Annotated in this window: 15 protein-coding genes; 11 read left to right on the top strand and 4 right to left on the bottom strand. The window is 38.2% G+C overall.

Annotated elements, in window-relative coordinates; genetic code table 11:
- Nucleotides 1-343 precede the first annotated feature (343 nt).
- The 4 genes from GX654_19030 (at nucleotide 344) to GX654_19045 (ending at nucleotide 7,062) form a co-directional block, all read left to right on the top strand.
- Complete coding sequence (locus tag GX654_19030; GenBank protein ID NLD38958.1) at nucleotides 344-502, top strand: hypothetical protein; 159 nt, start codon at nucleotides 344-346, stop codon at nucleotides 500-502.
- Complete coding sequence (locus GX654_19035) at nucleotides 499-3,930, top strand: tetratricopeptide repeat protein (protein NLD38959.1); 3,432 nt, start codon at nucleotides 499-501, stop codon at nucleotides 3,928-3,930. Before GX654_19030 ends, GX654_19035 begins: the two co-directional genes overlap by 4 nt.
- Before the next feature lie 576 nt (nucleotides 3,931-4,506).
- Nucleotides 4,507-6,180, top strand: a complete 1,674-nt coding sequence (locus tag GX654_19040) for a 2-oxoacid:acceptor oxidoreductase subunit alpha (protein NLD38960.1) — start codon at nucleotides 4,507-4,509, stop codon at nucleotides 6,178-6,180.
- Nucleotides 6,181-6,210: 30 nt separating this feature from the next.
- Nucleotides 6,211-7,062 (top strand): 2-oxoacid:ferredoxin oxidoreductase subunit beta, encoded by an 852-nt coding sequence (locus GX654_19045; GenBank protein ID NLD38961.1) that lies wholly within the window; start codon nucleotides 6,211-6,213, stop codon nucleotides 7,060-7,062.
- A 162-nt stretch (nucleotides 7,063-7,224) separates the two neighbouring features.
- On the opposite strand, the gene GX654_19050 is transcribed toward GX654_19045, so the two are convergent.
- The gene (locus tag GX654_19050; GenBank protein ID NLD38962.1) at nucleotides 7,225-7,392 is read right to left on the bottom strand and encodes a hypothetical protein; all 168 of its coding nucleotides are present in this window, start codon (nucleotides 7,390-7,392) and stop codon (nucleotides 7,225-7,227) included.
- Between the two features lie 807 nt (nucleotides 7,393-8,199).
- On the opposite strand from GX654_19050, the gene GX654_19055 reads away from it, so the two are divergent.
- From GX654_19055 to GX654_19070, 4 genes are read left to right on the top strand one after another with little or no spacing between them, the layout of a single operon-like run.
- Nucleotides 8,200-8,667 (top strand): universal stress protein, encoded by a 468-nt coding sequence (locus GX654_19055; GenBank protein NLD38963.1) that lies wholly within the window; start codon nucleotides 8,200-8,202, stop codon nucleotides 8,665-8,667.
- A gap of 10 nt (nucleotides 8,668-8,677) precedes the next feature.
- On the top strand, nucleotides 8,678-9,088 hold the full coding sequence (locus GX654_19060) for a response regulator (protein ID NLD38964.1): 411 nt from the start codon (nucleotides 8,678-8,680) through the stop codon (nucleotides 9,086-9,088).
- 10 nt (nucleotides 9,089-9,098) lie between these two features.
- Complete coding sequence (locus tag GX654_19065; GenBank protein NLD38965.1) at nucleotides 9,099-9,275, top strand: hypothetical protein; 177 nt, start codon at nucleotides 9,099-9,101, stop codon at nucleotides 9,273-9,275.
- Complete coding sequence (locus GX654_19070) at nucleotides 9,272-9,517, top strand: hypothetical protein (GenBank protein NLD38966.1); 246 nt, start codon at nucleotides 9,272-9,274, stop codon at nucleotides 9,515-9,517. Before GX654_19065 ends, GX654_19070 begins: the two co-directional genes overlap by 4 nt.
- On the opposite strand, the gene GX654_19075 is transcribed toward GX654_19070, so the two are convergent.
- The 3 genes from GX654_19075 to GX654_19085 form a co-directional block, all read right to left on the bottom strand.
- On the bottom strand, nucleotides 9,504-9,689 hold the full coding sequence (locus GX654_19075) for a hypothetical protein (GenBank protein NLD38967.1): 186 nt from the start codon (nucleotides 9,687-9,689) through the stop codon (nucleotides 9,504-9,506). The genes GX654_19070 and GX654_19075 overlap by 14 nt on opposite strands.
- A gap of 309 nt (nucleotides 9,690-9,998) precedes the next feature.
- Nucleotides 9,999-10,313 (bottom strand): hypothetical protein, encoded by a 315-nt coding sequence (locus GX654_19080; GenBank protein ID NLD38968.1) that lies wholly within the window; start codon nucleotides 10,311-10,313, stop codon nucleotides 9,999-10,001.
- 27 nt (nucleotides 10,314-10,340) lie between these two features.
- The gene (locus tag GX654_19085; protein ID NLD38969.1) at nucleotides 10,341-11,621 is read right to left on the bottom strand and encodes a hypothetical protein; all 1,281 of its coding nucleotides are present in this window, start codon (nucleotides 11,619-11,621) and stop codon (nucleotides 10,341-10,343) included.
- 199 nt (nucleotides 11,622-11,820) lie between these two features.
- Here GX654_19085 and GX654_19090 point away from each other — a divergent pair, with 199 nt between their 5' ends.
- From GX654_19090 to GX654_19100, 3 genes are all read left to right on the top strand, one after another.
- Nucleotides 11,821-13,122, top strand: a complete 1,302-nt coding sequence (locus tag GX654_19090) for a GAF domain-containing protein (GenBank protein ID NLD38970.1) — start codon at nucleotides 11,821-11,823, stop codon at nucleotides 13,120-13,122.
- A 163-nt stretch (nucleotides 13,123-13,285) separates the two neighbouring features.
- On the top strand, nucleotides 13,286-15,664 hold the full coding sequence (locus GX654_19095) for a PAS domain-containing protein (protein NLD38971.1): 2,379 nt from the start codon (nucleotides 13,286-13,288) through the stop codon (nucleotides 15,662-15,664).
- Entirely contained in the window at nucleotides 15,651-16,091 is a 441-nt protein-coding gene (locus tag GX654_19100; protein ID NLD38972.1) for a response regulator, read from the top strand. Before GX654_19095 ends, GX654_19100 begins: the two co-directional genes overlap by 14 nt.
- Nucleotides 16,092-16,100: the final 9 nt, after the last annotated feature.

Here is a 16,100-nt window from a genome sequence, read left to right on the forward strand (position 1 = left end):
CTAAAATCTTGAATCTTGAATTTTGAATATTGAATCAAGATTTTTATTAATAGTATTTTTGATGTCATTCCCATGCAAACGGGAATCCAGTTGTATTTAATTTATAATTGTTGGGAACAGTCCAATATTAAGGGCTCCCCTGTTTGTTCTTTTGATTTTGTTTTGGATGTGAGCAGGGTAAAGGATATCATCAAATGAAGTGGAGGAGATGAACAAGAGTCAAAGGCAGACCCTTTTCAACTTAGTATCCAAAGAAAACTTTATAATTAATGGAATGGTAAATTACCTAAAACAGGCTGATGCAGCCATAACATAATCAACTTAAAAAATAAGGAACAAGGATATGTCTCTAGAAATATTATTAGCATTATTAAGCATCGTGATCACAATATTATTAGCTCTTCTAGTAAAAACAAGGGTTAGCAAAAATAAAATAAATATAAAAATGAAAAATAGTAAAGCAGAAATAAAAGATATTGTTGGCGGAGATAAGGTTAAGTGATAAATTTAAAAGATATTATAAAAAATATCTCTACTGTAGATACCAAGTCATATAAACTTGATAATAAAAATCAACATAATACGATTAATCTCAAACAAAAAAATAGCACATTAAATGCAGATGAAATTATCTGTGGTAATCAATACAATGAGTACCACATCCATTTCGATAATACAGATGATAAAAATATTAAAGATCTAATAGATATCAACTACGAACGAAAATCTTTATTTGATAAAGAAACAGTTGTACATTATCAAGAATCAGATATCCCTTCTCAGATTTCACTACTATTAAAAGAAGCAGAGAGTTTACAAAAAATACGTAAATTTAACGAAGCATTAAAAATATACTTGGATATTTCTACAGACCCATCAGTGTCGAACTTATTACCTCAAAAAGCTAGATTCACTATTAATCTAAATGTGGGGATTTGTTATTTTAACTTAATATCAACCCCAAATTATTTGGAGGAGGCTAAAAAATATATTGATAGAGCTTATGGATTAAAAGAGGGACAAGATGAAGAAAGAATTTATTTGGTTCTATCATGGTACTACAAAGAAATAGGAAATAATGTTTTATCAAAAACCATGCTTAACGAAGCTATTAAGATAAATCCTGAATATATAAGAGCGATAAATATGCGAGCTCTTATCAGAAAAGAAGAAGGTGAAAAATTAGAGGAAATACTTAAAGATTATTTTGATGAAAACGGTGAGTTGAAAGAATTATTTAAAGAAAATGAAAACGTTTTTATAAATCTGGGTCAACTCTTTTATATGGCAAAGAAAAATGATGATGCCATAGAATGGTTTGAAAAGGCAAAAGAAAGGATAGGAGATGATTTTATAGTAATTGCTTTACTAGGAAATTCATATTTCTTTAAAAGCTTGAAAGGAAAAGAGTACCTCAATGATTTTAATATAAATAAAGATATTAATTTTGAGGCATTATGTAGATCATGGGAGTTATTTAAAAACGCTTTTGAAATTGCTGAAAGTGTTGGCTTAGATGCGACATTAAAGCCATTTATTTTAAATTTTTCGACCGCGAGTATTCTAATTGGTAAGTATAAAGATGTAATAGATAAATTAAACAAGGCAATTAAGTTGGGTATTTCAGATGATGATTTGCTAAGAAATAAAGCAAAAATCGAGGCGATATCTGGTTCAACAGATGAAGCAAAAAAAATACTTCAAAGACTTTCTGATAAGAATTCATCTATCAACTTTTCATTGATATTGTTTTCAGAAGGCAGATATACAGAAGCAATCAATAATCTAAGAAAAACGTTAATGGAAGATAGTCTAGAAGATGAAGACATTGAATTTTGTGAAGCTCTTCTTTGTGAATGTTTAATAAAAAATTCAGAAACGCCTGAAGCTCTTAAAATATTAAATAAAATAAAAAAGGAAAGCAGGGATACATGGAGAAGTGATCTAGTTTGGGGTAAGTATTATGAGCATATAGGAAATATTTCAGAATCTGAAAAGTATCATACAAAAGCACTAAAAATATCAGAAAATCATCCTTATGCATTTATTGAAACAGTTATATTTTTAGGAAGAAATAAGCAGTATCAAAAATCCATTGAGCTACTGAAGGCAAGTTTTAATATGCCTTTTTTCCATGTAATGAAGCAGGATGTATATCTATTCCTCGCAAAATCATATTTTTTCATTGATGATTATGAGTCTGCAATAAATATAATAGAAGAAGCTAGTAAAGAAAATGTAGAAAAACAAATTTTTACTGAAATACTTATTGAATGTTACATGCGATTAAAAAACTACTCAGAAGCACAATTGATCCTAGAGAAAACATATTATAAAGACCCATTGAAAGATTCCAATATACTTAATTTATCAACATGCTTGGCTTTGCAAGGCAAAATTGAGGAAAGTATAAGACTATATAATAAGGCTGAAAAGTTAGAAAAAATAAAAAAAGATTCAAAATTCTATATGCAATATAGTCAGCTATCCTTGTTAAACGAGGATAAAGAAAGTGCCTTAAAGTATGCGGAAAAAGCAAAAGATATAGACATAGATATACCAAAATCTTCGGCACATAGCTTCTATATGCAAATGAGCCTTCGTTGTGGAAAAACTGATCAGACTGTTGAATATATGATGGATTACCACTCATCTTTTCCAAAAGAGATGTTAGTAAAAACAATAAAGGCAGTAGAAGATAAAAACGGAAATGAAAAGCAGTTGACTGATGAATTTAAAAATGAGTTATTAAAAATTAATGAAAGATTTCAATTTTTAATTAATCAATACAAAACAAATCCATTTCCACTGCATTTCCTTTCTCGTTTTTTTAATAGAACTTTAAATGAAGTTTATTATTGGAGAATAATTTATGGCATTCCAATATATGTGGATTCTGGAAGTCCCTATTTACATAAATCCGAAATCGAAAACTTGCAAACAACTGAAACACTTCTCGTTGATAATGTCGCATTAATGATCTTAAATGAACTAGGCTTAATAGATGAACTATTTAAAGAGTTCAATCAAATTATTATTCCACAATCACTTTTTGAAGAAATCCAAAATAACATCTTACTTGTCGAAGATCCGAAAAATATAAAATTATGGAAAACATTAAAATCAAATCCTAAAGTCCTTTTCTGTCATATACAAACAGACTTCGATTTTTTAAGTAAAGGCTTTTTAGATTTTATTGGACAAGCCACTTTTGATTGTTTGAATATTGCAAAAAAAGAAGGGCATATTTATTGTGCAGGTGATGATAGATTAAAAAGGCTGGCATATAAGGAAAAACTCAAAGTTACCGGTATATATGCACTATTAATAAATCTACATAAAAAAGGTGCAATCGATGGAAATACTCTTTCAAAATATAAACTTAAATTGTTAAGTGAAAATCATACTTTTATATCTTTCAATAGTGATGACTTATTGAATATCACAAGAGAAAGACAATATGAATGCGGTGATGAATTGGATATCTTTTTTGATACTATTTTTAAAGAACAACCTAATATAACGAGTTTTGTAGCAGTTTTCAGAGAAACATTAATGAGAATGATAATGTATGGTATTAAAGCTAATGTTCTTGCTGGCTGGATATTTAAATACATAGAAATTTATCAAAGAATATTTAAGAATGAATATACAGCTCATAATTTTCCACACTTGTTTCAGAAAAGACCAAAAGAAAATTATAGAGGTCACGAAATAGATATTATTGAGATATGTATGCTAGCTTTAATAGATATTTTATTGATAATAGAATCTAATATAAAGGAGCAAAATGAAAAAAAGATACTTTATGATACATTTTACAATACAATTAACCACAGTGAATTATTTCAAATATATAACAATGAAATGATTGAATTTGTTAAAGATACAATAAAAAGAAAAGAGTCGTTCGGCGTCGTAAATGGGTGAATGGAGACCGTCCATAAAACAAAGACTGTCAGACCTACACATTTCACAAAAGCGACTCCTAAATGAAAAAGTCAATGACAGGCTGTTAGCTCATTTAATTTGCTGAGAATGTAAAGCCTTGACCCGTATATAAATGGGGATGTCCTAAGGCTTTTAAGTTATGCAAGCACGAATCTTACAATCTAACATCGTTTTTACATGGATGTTTTGATCGGGCCGGATAGAGTCTGTGACTTTACCAAAACCTATTTATTGTTTTATGACATCTATCTGTCGTAATGGCGATTTTCAATATAGCATAATGAAACTTAGAAATAGGAGAAAATCATGGCAAATAAGCATATCTGGAAAAGAAGTAATGACAATTGCAGAGGCTGAAAAGGAAAATGTTCCCTTTTAATATAAATGACGCATTATTGAGATATTGTTTGGCTGCTTAGCTTAACACGACCCTATAAAATACATGATCCACCTTATAAACTTAATATTGTTGAAGCCCTATAATACAGGCTTAATTAGATAAAACAGCAGGAATTATTGAAACAGGAATAGTTGGAAGCAGAACGGGAGAGATATATGAATAAAACCAGTGTAAACATAATGCTGGGGGGAGAGGCCGGTCAGGGGCTTCAGACTGTCGGGCCTATTCTTGCTAAAAGCCTCATCCGGGAAGGCTATTCGATTCATGTCACGCAGACCTACGAATCGAGGGTCAGGGGAGGGCATAATGTCTTTGCCATACGGGCCGGTACAGGTAAGATAGAATCTCCATATGACTGGATAGATATCCTGGTATGCTTGAACAAAGAAAGTTATAAAATCCACCGGAATAGACTGACAGACGATGCTGTTGTTATCTGTGACGATGACTGGGAAATTGAATTTGATAGAAAAATCATCGTCCCTTCCAAATTGCCCGGAGAAAAAGTAACCAGAAACAGCGCTGCGATAGGGATAGTCGCCGGCCTGATCGGTGTTGATAAAAATACCCTCATGAGCGTGTTTAAAGAATCGATGGACAGCGGGAAGGCAAAGGAAAATATTATTACAATTGAGGCCGCCTTACTGTGGCTTGATGAAAACAAGATTGATTTTAAACTGTTACCTGAAATTATGAAACCTGAAAAAAAATGGATGCTGACAGGCCATGAGGCAATCGTCCTTGGAGCTGTTTCAGCAGGGATTAAGTTCTGTTCCTTTTACCCTATGAGCCCGGCCACATCAATAGCCCAGACCCTTATAGATTATTCAAGTAGAATGGGTCTGATAGTAGAGCAGGTGGAAGATGAAATAGCAGCTATAAACATGGCCCTGGGTGCTTCATATGCTGGAGCCCCCGCTATCGTTCCGACATCGGGCGGGGGATTTGCACTGATGACAGAGGGCGTGAGCCTTGCAGGAATAAGTGAGACCCCCATAGTAATTGTGGTCGCCCAGCGGCCCGGGCCGGGAACAGGTCTTGCCACACGCACTGAACAGGCTGATCTTATGCTTGTTCTTCACGCAGGTCATGGAGAATTTCCCAGGGTCATTTACTCCCCCGGTAATGTCGAGGAGTGCTTATACCTTAGCCGGAAGGCGGCCTTTATGACAGAGAAATTTCAGGTTCCGGCCTTTGTACTTACTGACCAGTATATTGCCGAATCTTATCAGGACGTAAAACCGGTTAACATAAAAAAGCTTACCTGTGTGAACCCGGGTGAACGGGCCTCCAATATATCTACACCATATCAACGCTATAAGATTACCGAAAGCGGTATATCACCCCGCCTCCTTCCGGGTTTTTCGGAAAACCTTGTAGTTGCAGACAGCCATGAGCATACAGAAGAAGGTCATATGACCGAAGACCTTAACCTGAGGCCGCATATGGTGGATAAAAGGATAAACAAAGTAAATAATATGGAGGGTGAAGCTGTTTTACCGGAATATACCGGTAATAACAAACCAGAGATCCTTTTTGTCTGCTGGGGCTCAACAAAAGGGGCAGTGAAGGAGGCAGCGGGGCTGCTTCAATCAAGAGGCAAAAAGACAGCAGTCCTTCATTTTTCACAGGTGTGGCCCCTCTATCCGGATAACTTTTTAAAATATCTTGAAGGGGCAGGGAGAGTCGTCTCGGTTGAAGGAAACGCCACATCCCAGTTTGCGAAACTGATACGTCGCGAGACAGGATTTATGATAGAGACCAGAGTATTGCGTTATGATGGTCTCCCGATAACGCCCGATTTTATTCTTGACAGGTTGACTCTATAAATTTTTTTGCTTTAAAGGAAAGGGCTGAAGATGGTCACTCTAAAAGATTATGGTGAATATGAAACAGCATGGTGCCCCGGATGCGGGAATTTCAATCTTCTTGATGCTGTTAAGGATGCTCTTGTTAAACAGGGGCTGAAACCGCACCAGGTACTGTTTGTCTCAGGCATCGGGCAGGCTGCAAAGGCCCCTCATTATTTAAACGCAAATCTCTTCAATGGCCTCCACGGCCGTGCATTACCGGTTGCCACCGGCGCAAAACTGGTTAACCCCGATCTTGCAGTCATAGCCGAGAGCGGAGACGGATGCATGTATGGTGAAGGGGGCAATCATTTCCTCTCTGCTATACGACGCAATATAGATATAACAGTACTGGTACATAATAATCAGGTTTATGGTTTAACCAAGGGTCAGGCCAGCCCGACCTCTGATAAGGGGTTTATTACAAAGACACAACCAGAAGGGGTGATCCCTGTTCCTTTTAACCCTGTTGCCACAGCTATTTCTCTTCATGCTGGCTTTGTAGCACGTTCATTTACCGGGATGAAGGAACACCTGACAGCAATGATAATAGAGGCGATGAACCACAGGGGATTTGCCATAGTTGATATACTTCAGCCATGTGTCTCATTCAATCATGTGAATACCTTTAAGTGGTATAAGGAAAGGTGCACGGAGTTGCCCACTGGTTATGATCCTTTAAACTGGGTTTCGGCAATGGAAAAATCGCAGATATGGGGAGATGAGATACCAGTTGGTATTTTTTATAAGAACAACCGACCTTCATTTGAAGGAAATTTTTCTGTCCTTGAAAACGGACCCCTTGCAGGAAGAGGTGTTAATCATTTGAAACTTGCGGAGATTATGAGTTACTACTTATAATGAAATAAGCCGGCGTCTGTGAACTTGTCTGCTGCGGCTAACCCATGATACTTCAGGATTAGCGGGTGGATTTTTTGGCATCTAAAATTAAAATATTTTTAATATCTCCTGATAATAAATAAAGCAGAGCCGGAATCCTCACACCGGCCCTGCTTCTATATTTTAGCAACCGCAGCCGCAGCCGCAGGAATCAATCTGATATTGCATACAACCGCAGTTATCAACTATATAATAATTTATGCATGGATCGCAAAGATCATAGCATAATACCTCATCACGTTTTTTAAGGTCCTTTTTTGTGGACCTTTTATTTTTTAATTTGGTATCCATAGTTCCACCCCCTTTTATGTCCAATCATGTAAAGCCTTTAAGTTTTCATTTGAAACTTTTTTGCTTTATCCATGGCCTATAAATAATCATGCATTGCTAATATTCAAGCCTTTTTTTTGCCTTTGTACGAAAAAGAAAGGGCGATCATATTATACCTAAGATTATGCCTGTTATAAGACCTGATGAGGACTTGCTAAAGTCATAAAAATAAAAGGTCAGTTATTAGCATCTGCATTTCTTGCAGCCCCTTATGAACCATTTATAAATGGAATTTTCGTAGGCGGTGCACAATGACCTTGCCCGTTTTTCGGAAATACCTATATCACAAAATCTGCAATAGATGTGCAGAGGGTTTATATAATGTAGAATATTTGTTTTCATGATAAATTCACCTATTATAAAAGTCTTTCCATCTCAATGTGTAACTTAAAGCCTTCCATTCCTTATCACGTTACTAAATCGTATGTATTCGAATGACCATTTATGCCTGTCAGCAATTTACTCATACCTCTTTTTATTAAGGTCATCCAATTACGCCATAATGTAATCATTAGCCGCTCGCTTGTCTATACTACACAAGCTGAGTCGTACACATTTATCTATGAATTAATACAGGATAGACCCTATATACATATTTCAGTTTAAACCGTAAATTCATAAGTAATTCTCGATTGTGCGTGCATCTTTTAATGGGAAGGTCCAGGTATAAACAGTAAAGATCGTTCCGGTTAGAATAACGGCAATTCGGGTATCTTCATTATGATTATTATTAAATAATTATTCAAACTGATTAAACAGGAGAAAAAGATGCTGCTATTTAAAAGAATATTATGTCCCACCGATTTCAGCGAGCCTTCCTACAAGGCATTAAAGGCTGCCGATGATCTGGCAAAAGAATTCAGGGCAGAGCTCATATTAATTCATGTGGTGTCTCCAATGCAGGTCTTCCCCTCATCACCCGGATTCGCACCCGGGATGATGGCTTCCAATGCCTATCTTCCTGAAGATATTGCCAGTGATATAAAAAAGCATGCAACCGAATCTCTCGAAATGACTGTTAAAGAAAAGGTGTCCCAGGGAGTAAAATCAAAAACAGTAATCCTGCACGGAAACCCGGCTGAAGAAATTGCGAAATATGCAGAAGAATCGAAGGTCAGCGTCATAATTATGGGGACGCACGGCTTAACAGGCTGGCGGCACCTTCTTCTTGGTTCTGTAACCGAAAAGGTTGCTCGCATTGCATCATGCCCGGTTCTGACAATTCCTTCAAAATAGGAAAAAAAGTATGAATGATAAAATAATGATAGTGGATGATGAAGAGCATATTCGAATGCTATACGCTGAAGAGTTAGAGGATGAAGGATATATTGTTGTGACAGTGTCAACAGGGTTCAATATCGTTAAAAAAATAGAGATAGAATATCCGGACATTGTCGTAATTGATATTCAATTACGAGATTATAACGGTCTTGACCTTTTGCAGGCTATCAAGAATAGGTTTGAGGATATACCCGTTGGTATCTGCAGCGCATATGATACATTCAGGGAGGACATGAAATCAACAGCTGCTGATTTTTATGTTTTAAAATCCCATGATTTAGAGGAACTGAAAAATAATATAGCCTCTTCACTTGATCATTACAGGCAGAAAAGAAAACTCAAAGCGCATTTTAATATGTCAGCAAATATTATCTAAGGGGGCCTGTATGACAAAGAAAAATCAAAAAGATAAAAAGAATCAAGATCAGGAGTGGCCTCTACCCTTTTGTACAAAAGCTCCGTCCGCGGAACACCACAGGAGCGCTGATAATGATGAGCCATGCGATGATGCCAGAGCCACGGAATTCGAAGAAGAAAAGGAAAACATGGGGAAAGATCGATGAAAAATGAACTTCACTTTATTGTTCCGGATCGCCAATCAAATGCGCATATGGATGAAAGCGTAGTAAAAAATCTGATAGATAATTATCTTGAGTGTTGGAAAAATCATGAATTTCATATCGGGAAGATAGAGTCAAAAGGAGAGATATTTGAGGTCAGGGCAAAAGTCATGGGAGATATCGCTATGGAAAGGATTTTTGTTGTTGATAAACATACAGGCTGGGTACAATCTATACAAGCCTGATATTGCGTAATACTGTTTTAATGAAATATTTTATAAAACATCCTTTTTTATTGGGGCTGATCGCAGATTGATCAGGCTCAAAATTACAAATTTTATCTCTTTCCTTTTTAAGGAAATCTTTTAATTTTTCCTCTGGAATATATCTGAATTCGTTTAATGTAAGATCAGACAAAAAAACACCATCCCTTAACAATTTCAGATTTTATTTTTTTGTCATATCCCGGCCGCAGCACTGTAATGGAACAGAACATGATACCTCTTTTCCGGCAATGCATGCGCATGTCTTGGTGATCCGTAGTTCTAAACCGCATGTTTCACATATATAAACATCACCTTTTTTCATTTCGACACAATTTGCCATGTCTTATCTCCTTCTATTAACAGGTTTGTTCTCTTTATACGACGCTTTCTGATGGAAAGATCGTACAGATAAAATAGTCAATCAGGAAAAATGACTCTTATTCATTTTTTTCAATAGCCATCAGGATGCAGGCGAGTATGCAGCCAGCTGAAACATCCGGGGTATTGAGCCTCCCTTTGAACTGGCGCCTTCTTCAATGCTTATTCCATTTATGAAACATTCCTTTTCTATCACCGCTTCAATTAATTGAAGAGTATGATCGTCAAGTTCATACTCATGCCATCCGAGCGTCCCAAGTCTCCGGTTCAACTCTTTGAGATTAGGATATTTAGAGACGGCTACATTGGCAACATCTCTGATATACGATGGCACAAGGTTATCCTGCATACCTTTTTTGTTTAATCTTTTTATAATGATATTTATTAATTGTTCCATGGTAAACCTCGTTTCAATTTAACACTTTTATGTATGCCAGTTCTTCATATGTTTTTTGTGTGACTCAAGATATGCACCAGGCTCATAAAATTTGTCATAAAATTCCAGATCAATGTGATGCGCCTGTAGATGCATTATGAGAAACATGGAAGGGATTGTCCCAGGAAACTTGCCAAAGGTTTCATATATATACTGAGCCTGTAGCGCTACGCACTCCCTGAATCTTTCATCATGTGTCTGCGCAGCAGAGCGCACCCTCGGGCTGTCTTTCCATGGGCCTGGTGTTTCCCGGTTAAATGGGCCGCCGGGTCCGAATTTCCTTTCACAAAGGGCATCCACCGCAGCCCTCATATCCTTATAGTGTGGAGGGCAGAAGCCCTCCATAACACCCTCAAGACCTGTTGGATTGGGGTATGGCCACCGGGCATCAACATCGTATCTGAATCCAAGCCCCGGCACATTCGGATCGCCGCTTGCCCCTAAAACAGCAAATGGGTCAACACCATTAAACATCCATCCTCCAAGTCCCATGGCCTGAAGCATCAAAACCCCGGCGTAACAACTTGTTGCAAGCTCTACAGTGAGTTCAGACATAGACCACTGCTCAACAAAGGTTATTGGCCAGGTAACAGATACGTCGACCAGCCCCCTAAATGCCTCAATGCCCGGCACAGCCCGTTTGTTTATGTCATCGTAGAGCACCAGGCCGTTCTGAAGCATGTAACAAAGATTGAGAAGCACATGCTGAGACAGATCCCCGACGGGTATAACCACCATTGTTGAGGGTTTATTATAAACCCATGTATTATGGGCTTCGGTATAGGGCAATTCGGAGAGAATCCTGAGACGTCCATCAGTGATTTTCCTGATATTGCTTTTAACATTGGCGATAAATTTATCAATGTCTATGGAACCATCATCTTCTCTATGCTCAATTACCGGCCCGTCCCGCATTTCAAGCACATATACTCCGTCATCGTCAGTAAAAAATGTTTTACTTGTGTGAAATCCTGCTGCTGATGGAAAGACCCTTCCTGCTGCTGAAGCTGCATAATTTGAAAGATATGGGGCATACCTTTCAGCACGATATATCAGATTGTTCCATAATGTGTTTCCGCCGCATGCCGATAAAATAACCAGTTTTTCAAACTCACTTAAAGGCATCGGTTCATATTTTGATTTATATGCAAATACACCGTCAGGGATTTCAGCACCCATGAAAAACCGCCTTGAGCGGCGGCCCAGCAGGGCTTCTATAAGTGGAAATGCCAGCATGTCTCTGTACCTGCTGGTATGTGACGTTTTCATGAAAACCTCCTTTGAAAACTTAGTATTATCAATACGGCCCGATAAATGGCCTCAGCGTAAATCTTTATATGTGATGGTAAATTAAACCTTATTATTGGCCATAAATAAATACAGGCTATCATGTATTTACAAGGGATATGGTATTCATTTAAATTCTTTTACATGAATTAAAATTTGAGAGCATGGAAAGGTATCAGAGATGGAAAGGTATCCATTTATTGAAAATTTCGGTGGAACGAGTATTGTTGATGTCCGACTGCGTTTATTTGAATACATGATAAAATGTTCACTTGAGGAGCTGCTTCAAAAAACTCTGGATGAGATTGAACTATTAACCGCAAGTTCCATCGGGTTTTACCATTTTATTGACAGGGATCAGAAATCGATCATACTTCAGGCATGGTCAACCAGGACTGAAAAGGAATTTTGTCATACAGAAGGAAAAGGGATGCATTATAATATTGAGCAGGCTGGTATCTGGGTTGATTGTGTACGTCAACGAAAGCCTGTGATTCATAATGATTATCCATCTTTACCCGGCAGAAAGGGGCTGCCTGATGGGCACGCAGAGGTAATTCGTCAACTTGTTGTGCCGGTTATAAAGGAGAATTTGATAGTTGCTATACTGGGGGTAGGTAATAAACCTACAGGCTATACAGAAACGGACGTGGAGATTGTATCGTTTCTCGCTGATGTAGCCTGGGAAATAGTGGAGCGGAAACGGATGGAAGAAGCCTTGAAGCAGGCTAATGATGATCTGGAAAAAAAGGTATTGGAGCGCACCGCTGAACTCGAGTGGAAAAACCATGAATTGCAGGAATTTGCTTCAGTGGCATCCCATGACCTGCAGGAGCCCCTCAGGAAGATCCAGGTGTTTTCTGATCTTGTCGAGAAAGAACTTTCCGGCACCATTTCGGAAAAGGTAAATGACTACCTGGAACGTATGAGAAGTTCGGCAAAGAAAATGCAGCATTTAATGAAGTCCTTACTTGCCTACTCAAGCCTTTCCTCTCAGAATCTTACCTTTGAACCTGTTGATTTAAATTTGATTGCTGACAGGGTTACTGAGGATCTAAGACCCATATGGAAAGAAACAAAACCTGAGATTGAAATAGCCGATTTGCCGCAGATAGAAGCAGACCCACTTCAAATAACACGGCTTTTTCAGAATCTGATCACTAATGCAGTTCGTTACAGCAAAAAAGGTGAGACCCCGGTTGTCAAAATATCAGGTCGAATCATATGTAAACAGGGAAAGGGGAAAATGAATGAGTTTTGCGAACTATCTGTGGAGGATAATGGAATCGGTTTTGATATGTGCCATGCAGACAGGATATTTTTACCCTTTGAGCGGCTCCATACCCATGGGGAATATGAAGGCACCGGGATGGGGCTTGCTATCTGCCGCAAAATCGTGAGTCGACATGGAGGAAGCATTACAGTTCAAAGTCAACCTGGAGAAGGATCAAAATTTTTTATATGCCTTCCTCTCAAACATTAATGATAATAAATACTGACAATTATTAATATTCTGATATATTCTGATCTCACGATAAATCATTGAAATCGGTATAATAGCAATCTGTTTTATTTTAAGATATAAAACATTCTGTTTGTTATGGCTTTTGCTAATCAAAATGAGGAAGGTAATATAAGGGTAAAGTATGAATAAAAAAACTATTAAAACCCCTTTATCCTTCACCTCTGATAAATATTCAAAATCAAAAGCTGTCTCCCGTTTTAAGTTATTTTTTGGAGGAGAAAAGCTTAAATCGGAAAGTAGAGAAAAATGTACAGAGCCTGCAGAAATTAATCAGGTAATGGCTGGAATCCTTGACCTCACTCACATTATGGCAGTATATCTTGATCCGCAGTTCAATTTTTTGTGGGTGAATCAATCCTATGCAGAGAGCTGCAAACAGGAGCCATCTTTCTTTCCTGGTAAAAATCATTTTGACCTTTATCCTCATGAAGAAAATCAGGAGATCTTCAAGCGGGTTGTTGATACGGGAGAGCCTTTTTATGTTGAAGCCAAACCTTTTGAGTTCCCGGATCAGCCGGAACGTGGCATTACCTATTGGGACTGGAGTCTGATTCCGGCAAAGGATCCTGATGGAAAGGTCGTAGGACTTGTATTTACCCTTGTCGAAGTTACTGACAAGGTCAGGGTTGAGATTGCGCTCAAAAAAAGTGAAGCCCAATACAGGGAACTGGTACAGAATGCAAACAGCGCTATTATACGCTGGAAGATTGACGGGACGCTGGTTTTCTTCAATGAGTATGCTCAGGAGTTTTTTGGATACAGGGAAGATGATATTATCGGCAGAAATGTCAGTATTCTGTTACCAGACAAAGACTCTACAGGAATAGACCTAACCGGCCTTGTGAATAAGATAACATCCTCCCCGGATAAATATGAAAATAATGTCAATGAAAATGTCCGGAGTGACGGAGCACGCGTCTGGATAGCATGGACCAACAAACCTATTTTTGACGACAAAGGAAATGTTAAAGAAATTTTAGCTGTTGGAACTGATATTACCGCATTGAAGAATGCTGAGATGGCGCTGGTAAATGCTGAAAATGAAAAAAGCCTTATTCTGGATAATGCAGATGAGTTAATCGCATACTACGATAATGAGAATAATCTGATATGGGCCAACAGGGTATATCTAAAGCAAGCCGGACTCCCTCTGTCAAAGTTACAGGGCAAAAAATGCTTTCATTGCTGGGGTCTGGAAAAAGTATGCATAGATTGTCCGGTAATAAAGGCATCAGAGACGGGACAACCCCAGAGTGGTGAACTGACACCCGAAAACCAGGCACACTGGCCTTCAGCACTGGGTTCATGGGATATAAGATCTGCCCCCGTCAAGGATAATGAAGGTAATACTATCGGCGTAATTGAAATCGCCAGAGAAATAACTGAGCAGAAAAAGACAGAAAAAGCTCTTCGCGCATTGGCACATTTTCCGGGAGAGAACCCCAACCCCGTAATGCGCTGCACAATGGATGGGGATATCCTCTATGCAAATGCACCAGCACGGAACTGGCTGGAAAGTCTTGAATGGAAATCTGGAGAACTTCCGCCCGCTTCAATACTCAATCTCATACATGAGGCATGGGAAAAGGCTAACCCAATTGAAACAGAAATAACTTCTCTGACAGGACAGACATTCAATGTAATTGCGATACAACCGACAGGTGAAGAATACATAAATCTTTACTGTACAGACGTTTCTGATCGAAAAAGGGCACAAACAGCGCTTCAGGAAGCCAATGACAGCCTTGAAGAAAAAGTCAGAAAACGTACATCTGAACTGGAATGGAGAAACAGGGAATTGCAGGAATTTGCATATGTCGCTTCTCATGATCTCCAGGAACCTCTCAGAAAGATAAAATTATTTGGTGAATTGATAGAAAATGAATTGAAAGAGATGTTAACAGATCGGGGAAAAGATTATCTGCAGCGAATGAACAAGGCAGCGGATCGCATGCAGAAATTAATAAAGGACCTGCTTTCCTATTCCCGTGTATCCTCAAAAACAGGACCCTTCGAACTGGTAGACCTTAAAACGATTGTAGATGATATTGCCAGGGACCTTTTACCTGAAGAGGGTAGTTTTACGCCTGTTATTGAAACAGGTGACATGCCTAAAATTGATGCCGATCCAGTTCAAATGCACCAGCTTTTCCAGAATCTGCTGTCTAATGCGATCCATTACCACAGGGAGGGTCAGGCCCCGGTGGTAAAGATATCAAGCCGCATACTGAAAATCGATGACAAGAGAAAGAGGATGTTCTGTGAGTTGATAATTAATGATAATGGAATCGGATTTGACATGGTATATGTTGATAAGATATTTATGCCATTTGAAAGGCTTAATCCACAGGACAAATATCAGGGGACCGGCATGGGGCTTGCCATATGTCGTAAAATTACAGAGCGTCATGGCGGAAAGATTGCAGCCAGTAGTGTTCCCGGAGAAGGCGCGACATTTATTGTAACATTACCCCTGAGGCAGACAAATGACGCAGATTGATAAAGATAAACAACGTGGTCTTATTTTAATTGCAGAAGATGACCCGGATGATCGATTCCTGATTGAGCAGGCCTTTCAGACGAGTAATTTTGCAGACAGCCTTTTTTTCGTTGAGGATGGTGAGGAACTGCTGGACTATCTGTTTGGCCGTAAACAATATTCGACAAATGGACCGACCATCCCTTCATGTATTGTGCTTGATCTTAAAATGCCGCGGAAGGATGGACGGGAAGCATTACAGGAGATTAAACAGAATCCTGAATATGCAAACCTTCCCATACTTGTGTATAGTACATCGGATTCCGAACATGATATACAATATTGCTCCAATCTAGGCATTTCCGATTATATGAAAAAGCCTGACAGCTTTTCAGGGATCCTGGGATTGGTGGAAAAAGTCAAAGGCGTCTGCTTTTCAGCCCTGTAATAGCTGTAA

It is taken from the genome of Desulfatiglans sp. (genome assembly GCA_012513605.1).
GTDB lineage: Bacteria > Desulfobacterota > DSM-4660 > Desulfatiglandales > HGW-15 > JAAZBV01.

What these genes read in the sequence shown, in the direction of transcription:
- GX654_19030 (NLD38958.1), top strand. Translation starts at nt 344, where the DNA reads ATGTCTCTAGAAATATTATTAGCATTATTAAGCATCGTGATCACAATA.
- GX654_19040 (NLD38960.1), top strand. Translation starts at nt 4,507, where the DNA reads ATGAATAAAACCAGTGTAAACATAATGCTGGGGGGAGAGGCCGGTCAG.
- GX654_19045 (NLD38961.1), top strand. Translation starts at nt 6,211, where the DNA reads ATGGTCACTCTAAAAGATTATGGTGAATATGAAACAGCATGGTGCCCC.
- GX654_19050 (NLD38962.1), bottom strand. Translation starts at nt 7,392, where the DNA reads ATGGATACCAAATTAAAAAATAAAAGGTCCACAAAAAAGGACCTTAAA.
- GX654_19055 (NLD38963.1), top strand. Translation starts at nt 8,200, where the DNA reads ATGCTGCTATTTAAAAGAATATTATGTCCCACCGATTTCAGCGAGCCT.
- GX654_19060 (NLD38964.1), top strand. Translation starts at nt 8,678, where the DNA reads ATGAATGATAAAATAATGATAGTGGATGATGAAGAGCATATTCGAATG.
- GX654_19065 (NLD38965.1), top strand. Translation starts at nt 9,099, where the DNA reads ATGACAAAGAAAAATCAAAAAGATAAAAAGAATCAAGATCAGGAGTGG.
- GX654_19070 (NLD38966.1), top strand. Translation starts at nt 9,272, where the DNA reads ATGAAAAATGAACTTCACTTTATTGTTCCGGATCGCCAATCAAATGCG.
- GX654_19080 (NLD38968.1), bottom strand. Translation starts at nt 10,313, where the DNA reads ATGGAACAATTAATAAATATCATTATAAAAAGATTAAACAAAAAAGGT.
- GX654_19085 (NLD38969.1), bottom strand. Translation starts at nt 11,621, where the DNA reads ATGAAAACGTCACATACCAGCAGGTACAGAGACATGCTGGCATTTCCA.
- GX654_19090 (NLD38970.1), top strand. Translation starts at nt 11,821, where the DNA reads ATGGAAAGGTATCCATTTATTGAAAATTTCGGTGGAACGAGTATTGTT.
- GX654_19095 (NLD38971.1), top strand. Translation starts at nt 13,286, where the DNA reads ATGAATAAAAAAACTATTAAAACCCCTTTATCCTTCACCTCTGATAAA.
- GX654_19100 (NLD38972.1), top strand. Translation starts at nt 15,651, where the DNA reads ATGACGCAGATTGATAAAGATAAACAACGTGGTCTTATTTTAATTGCA.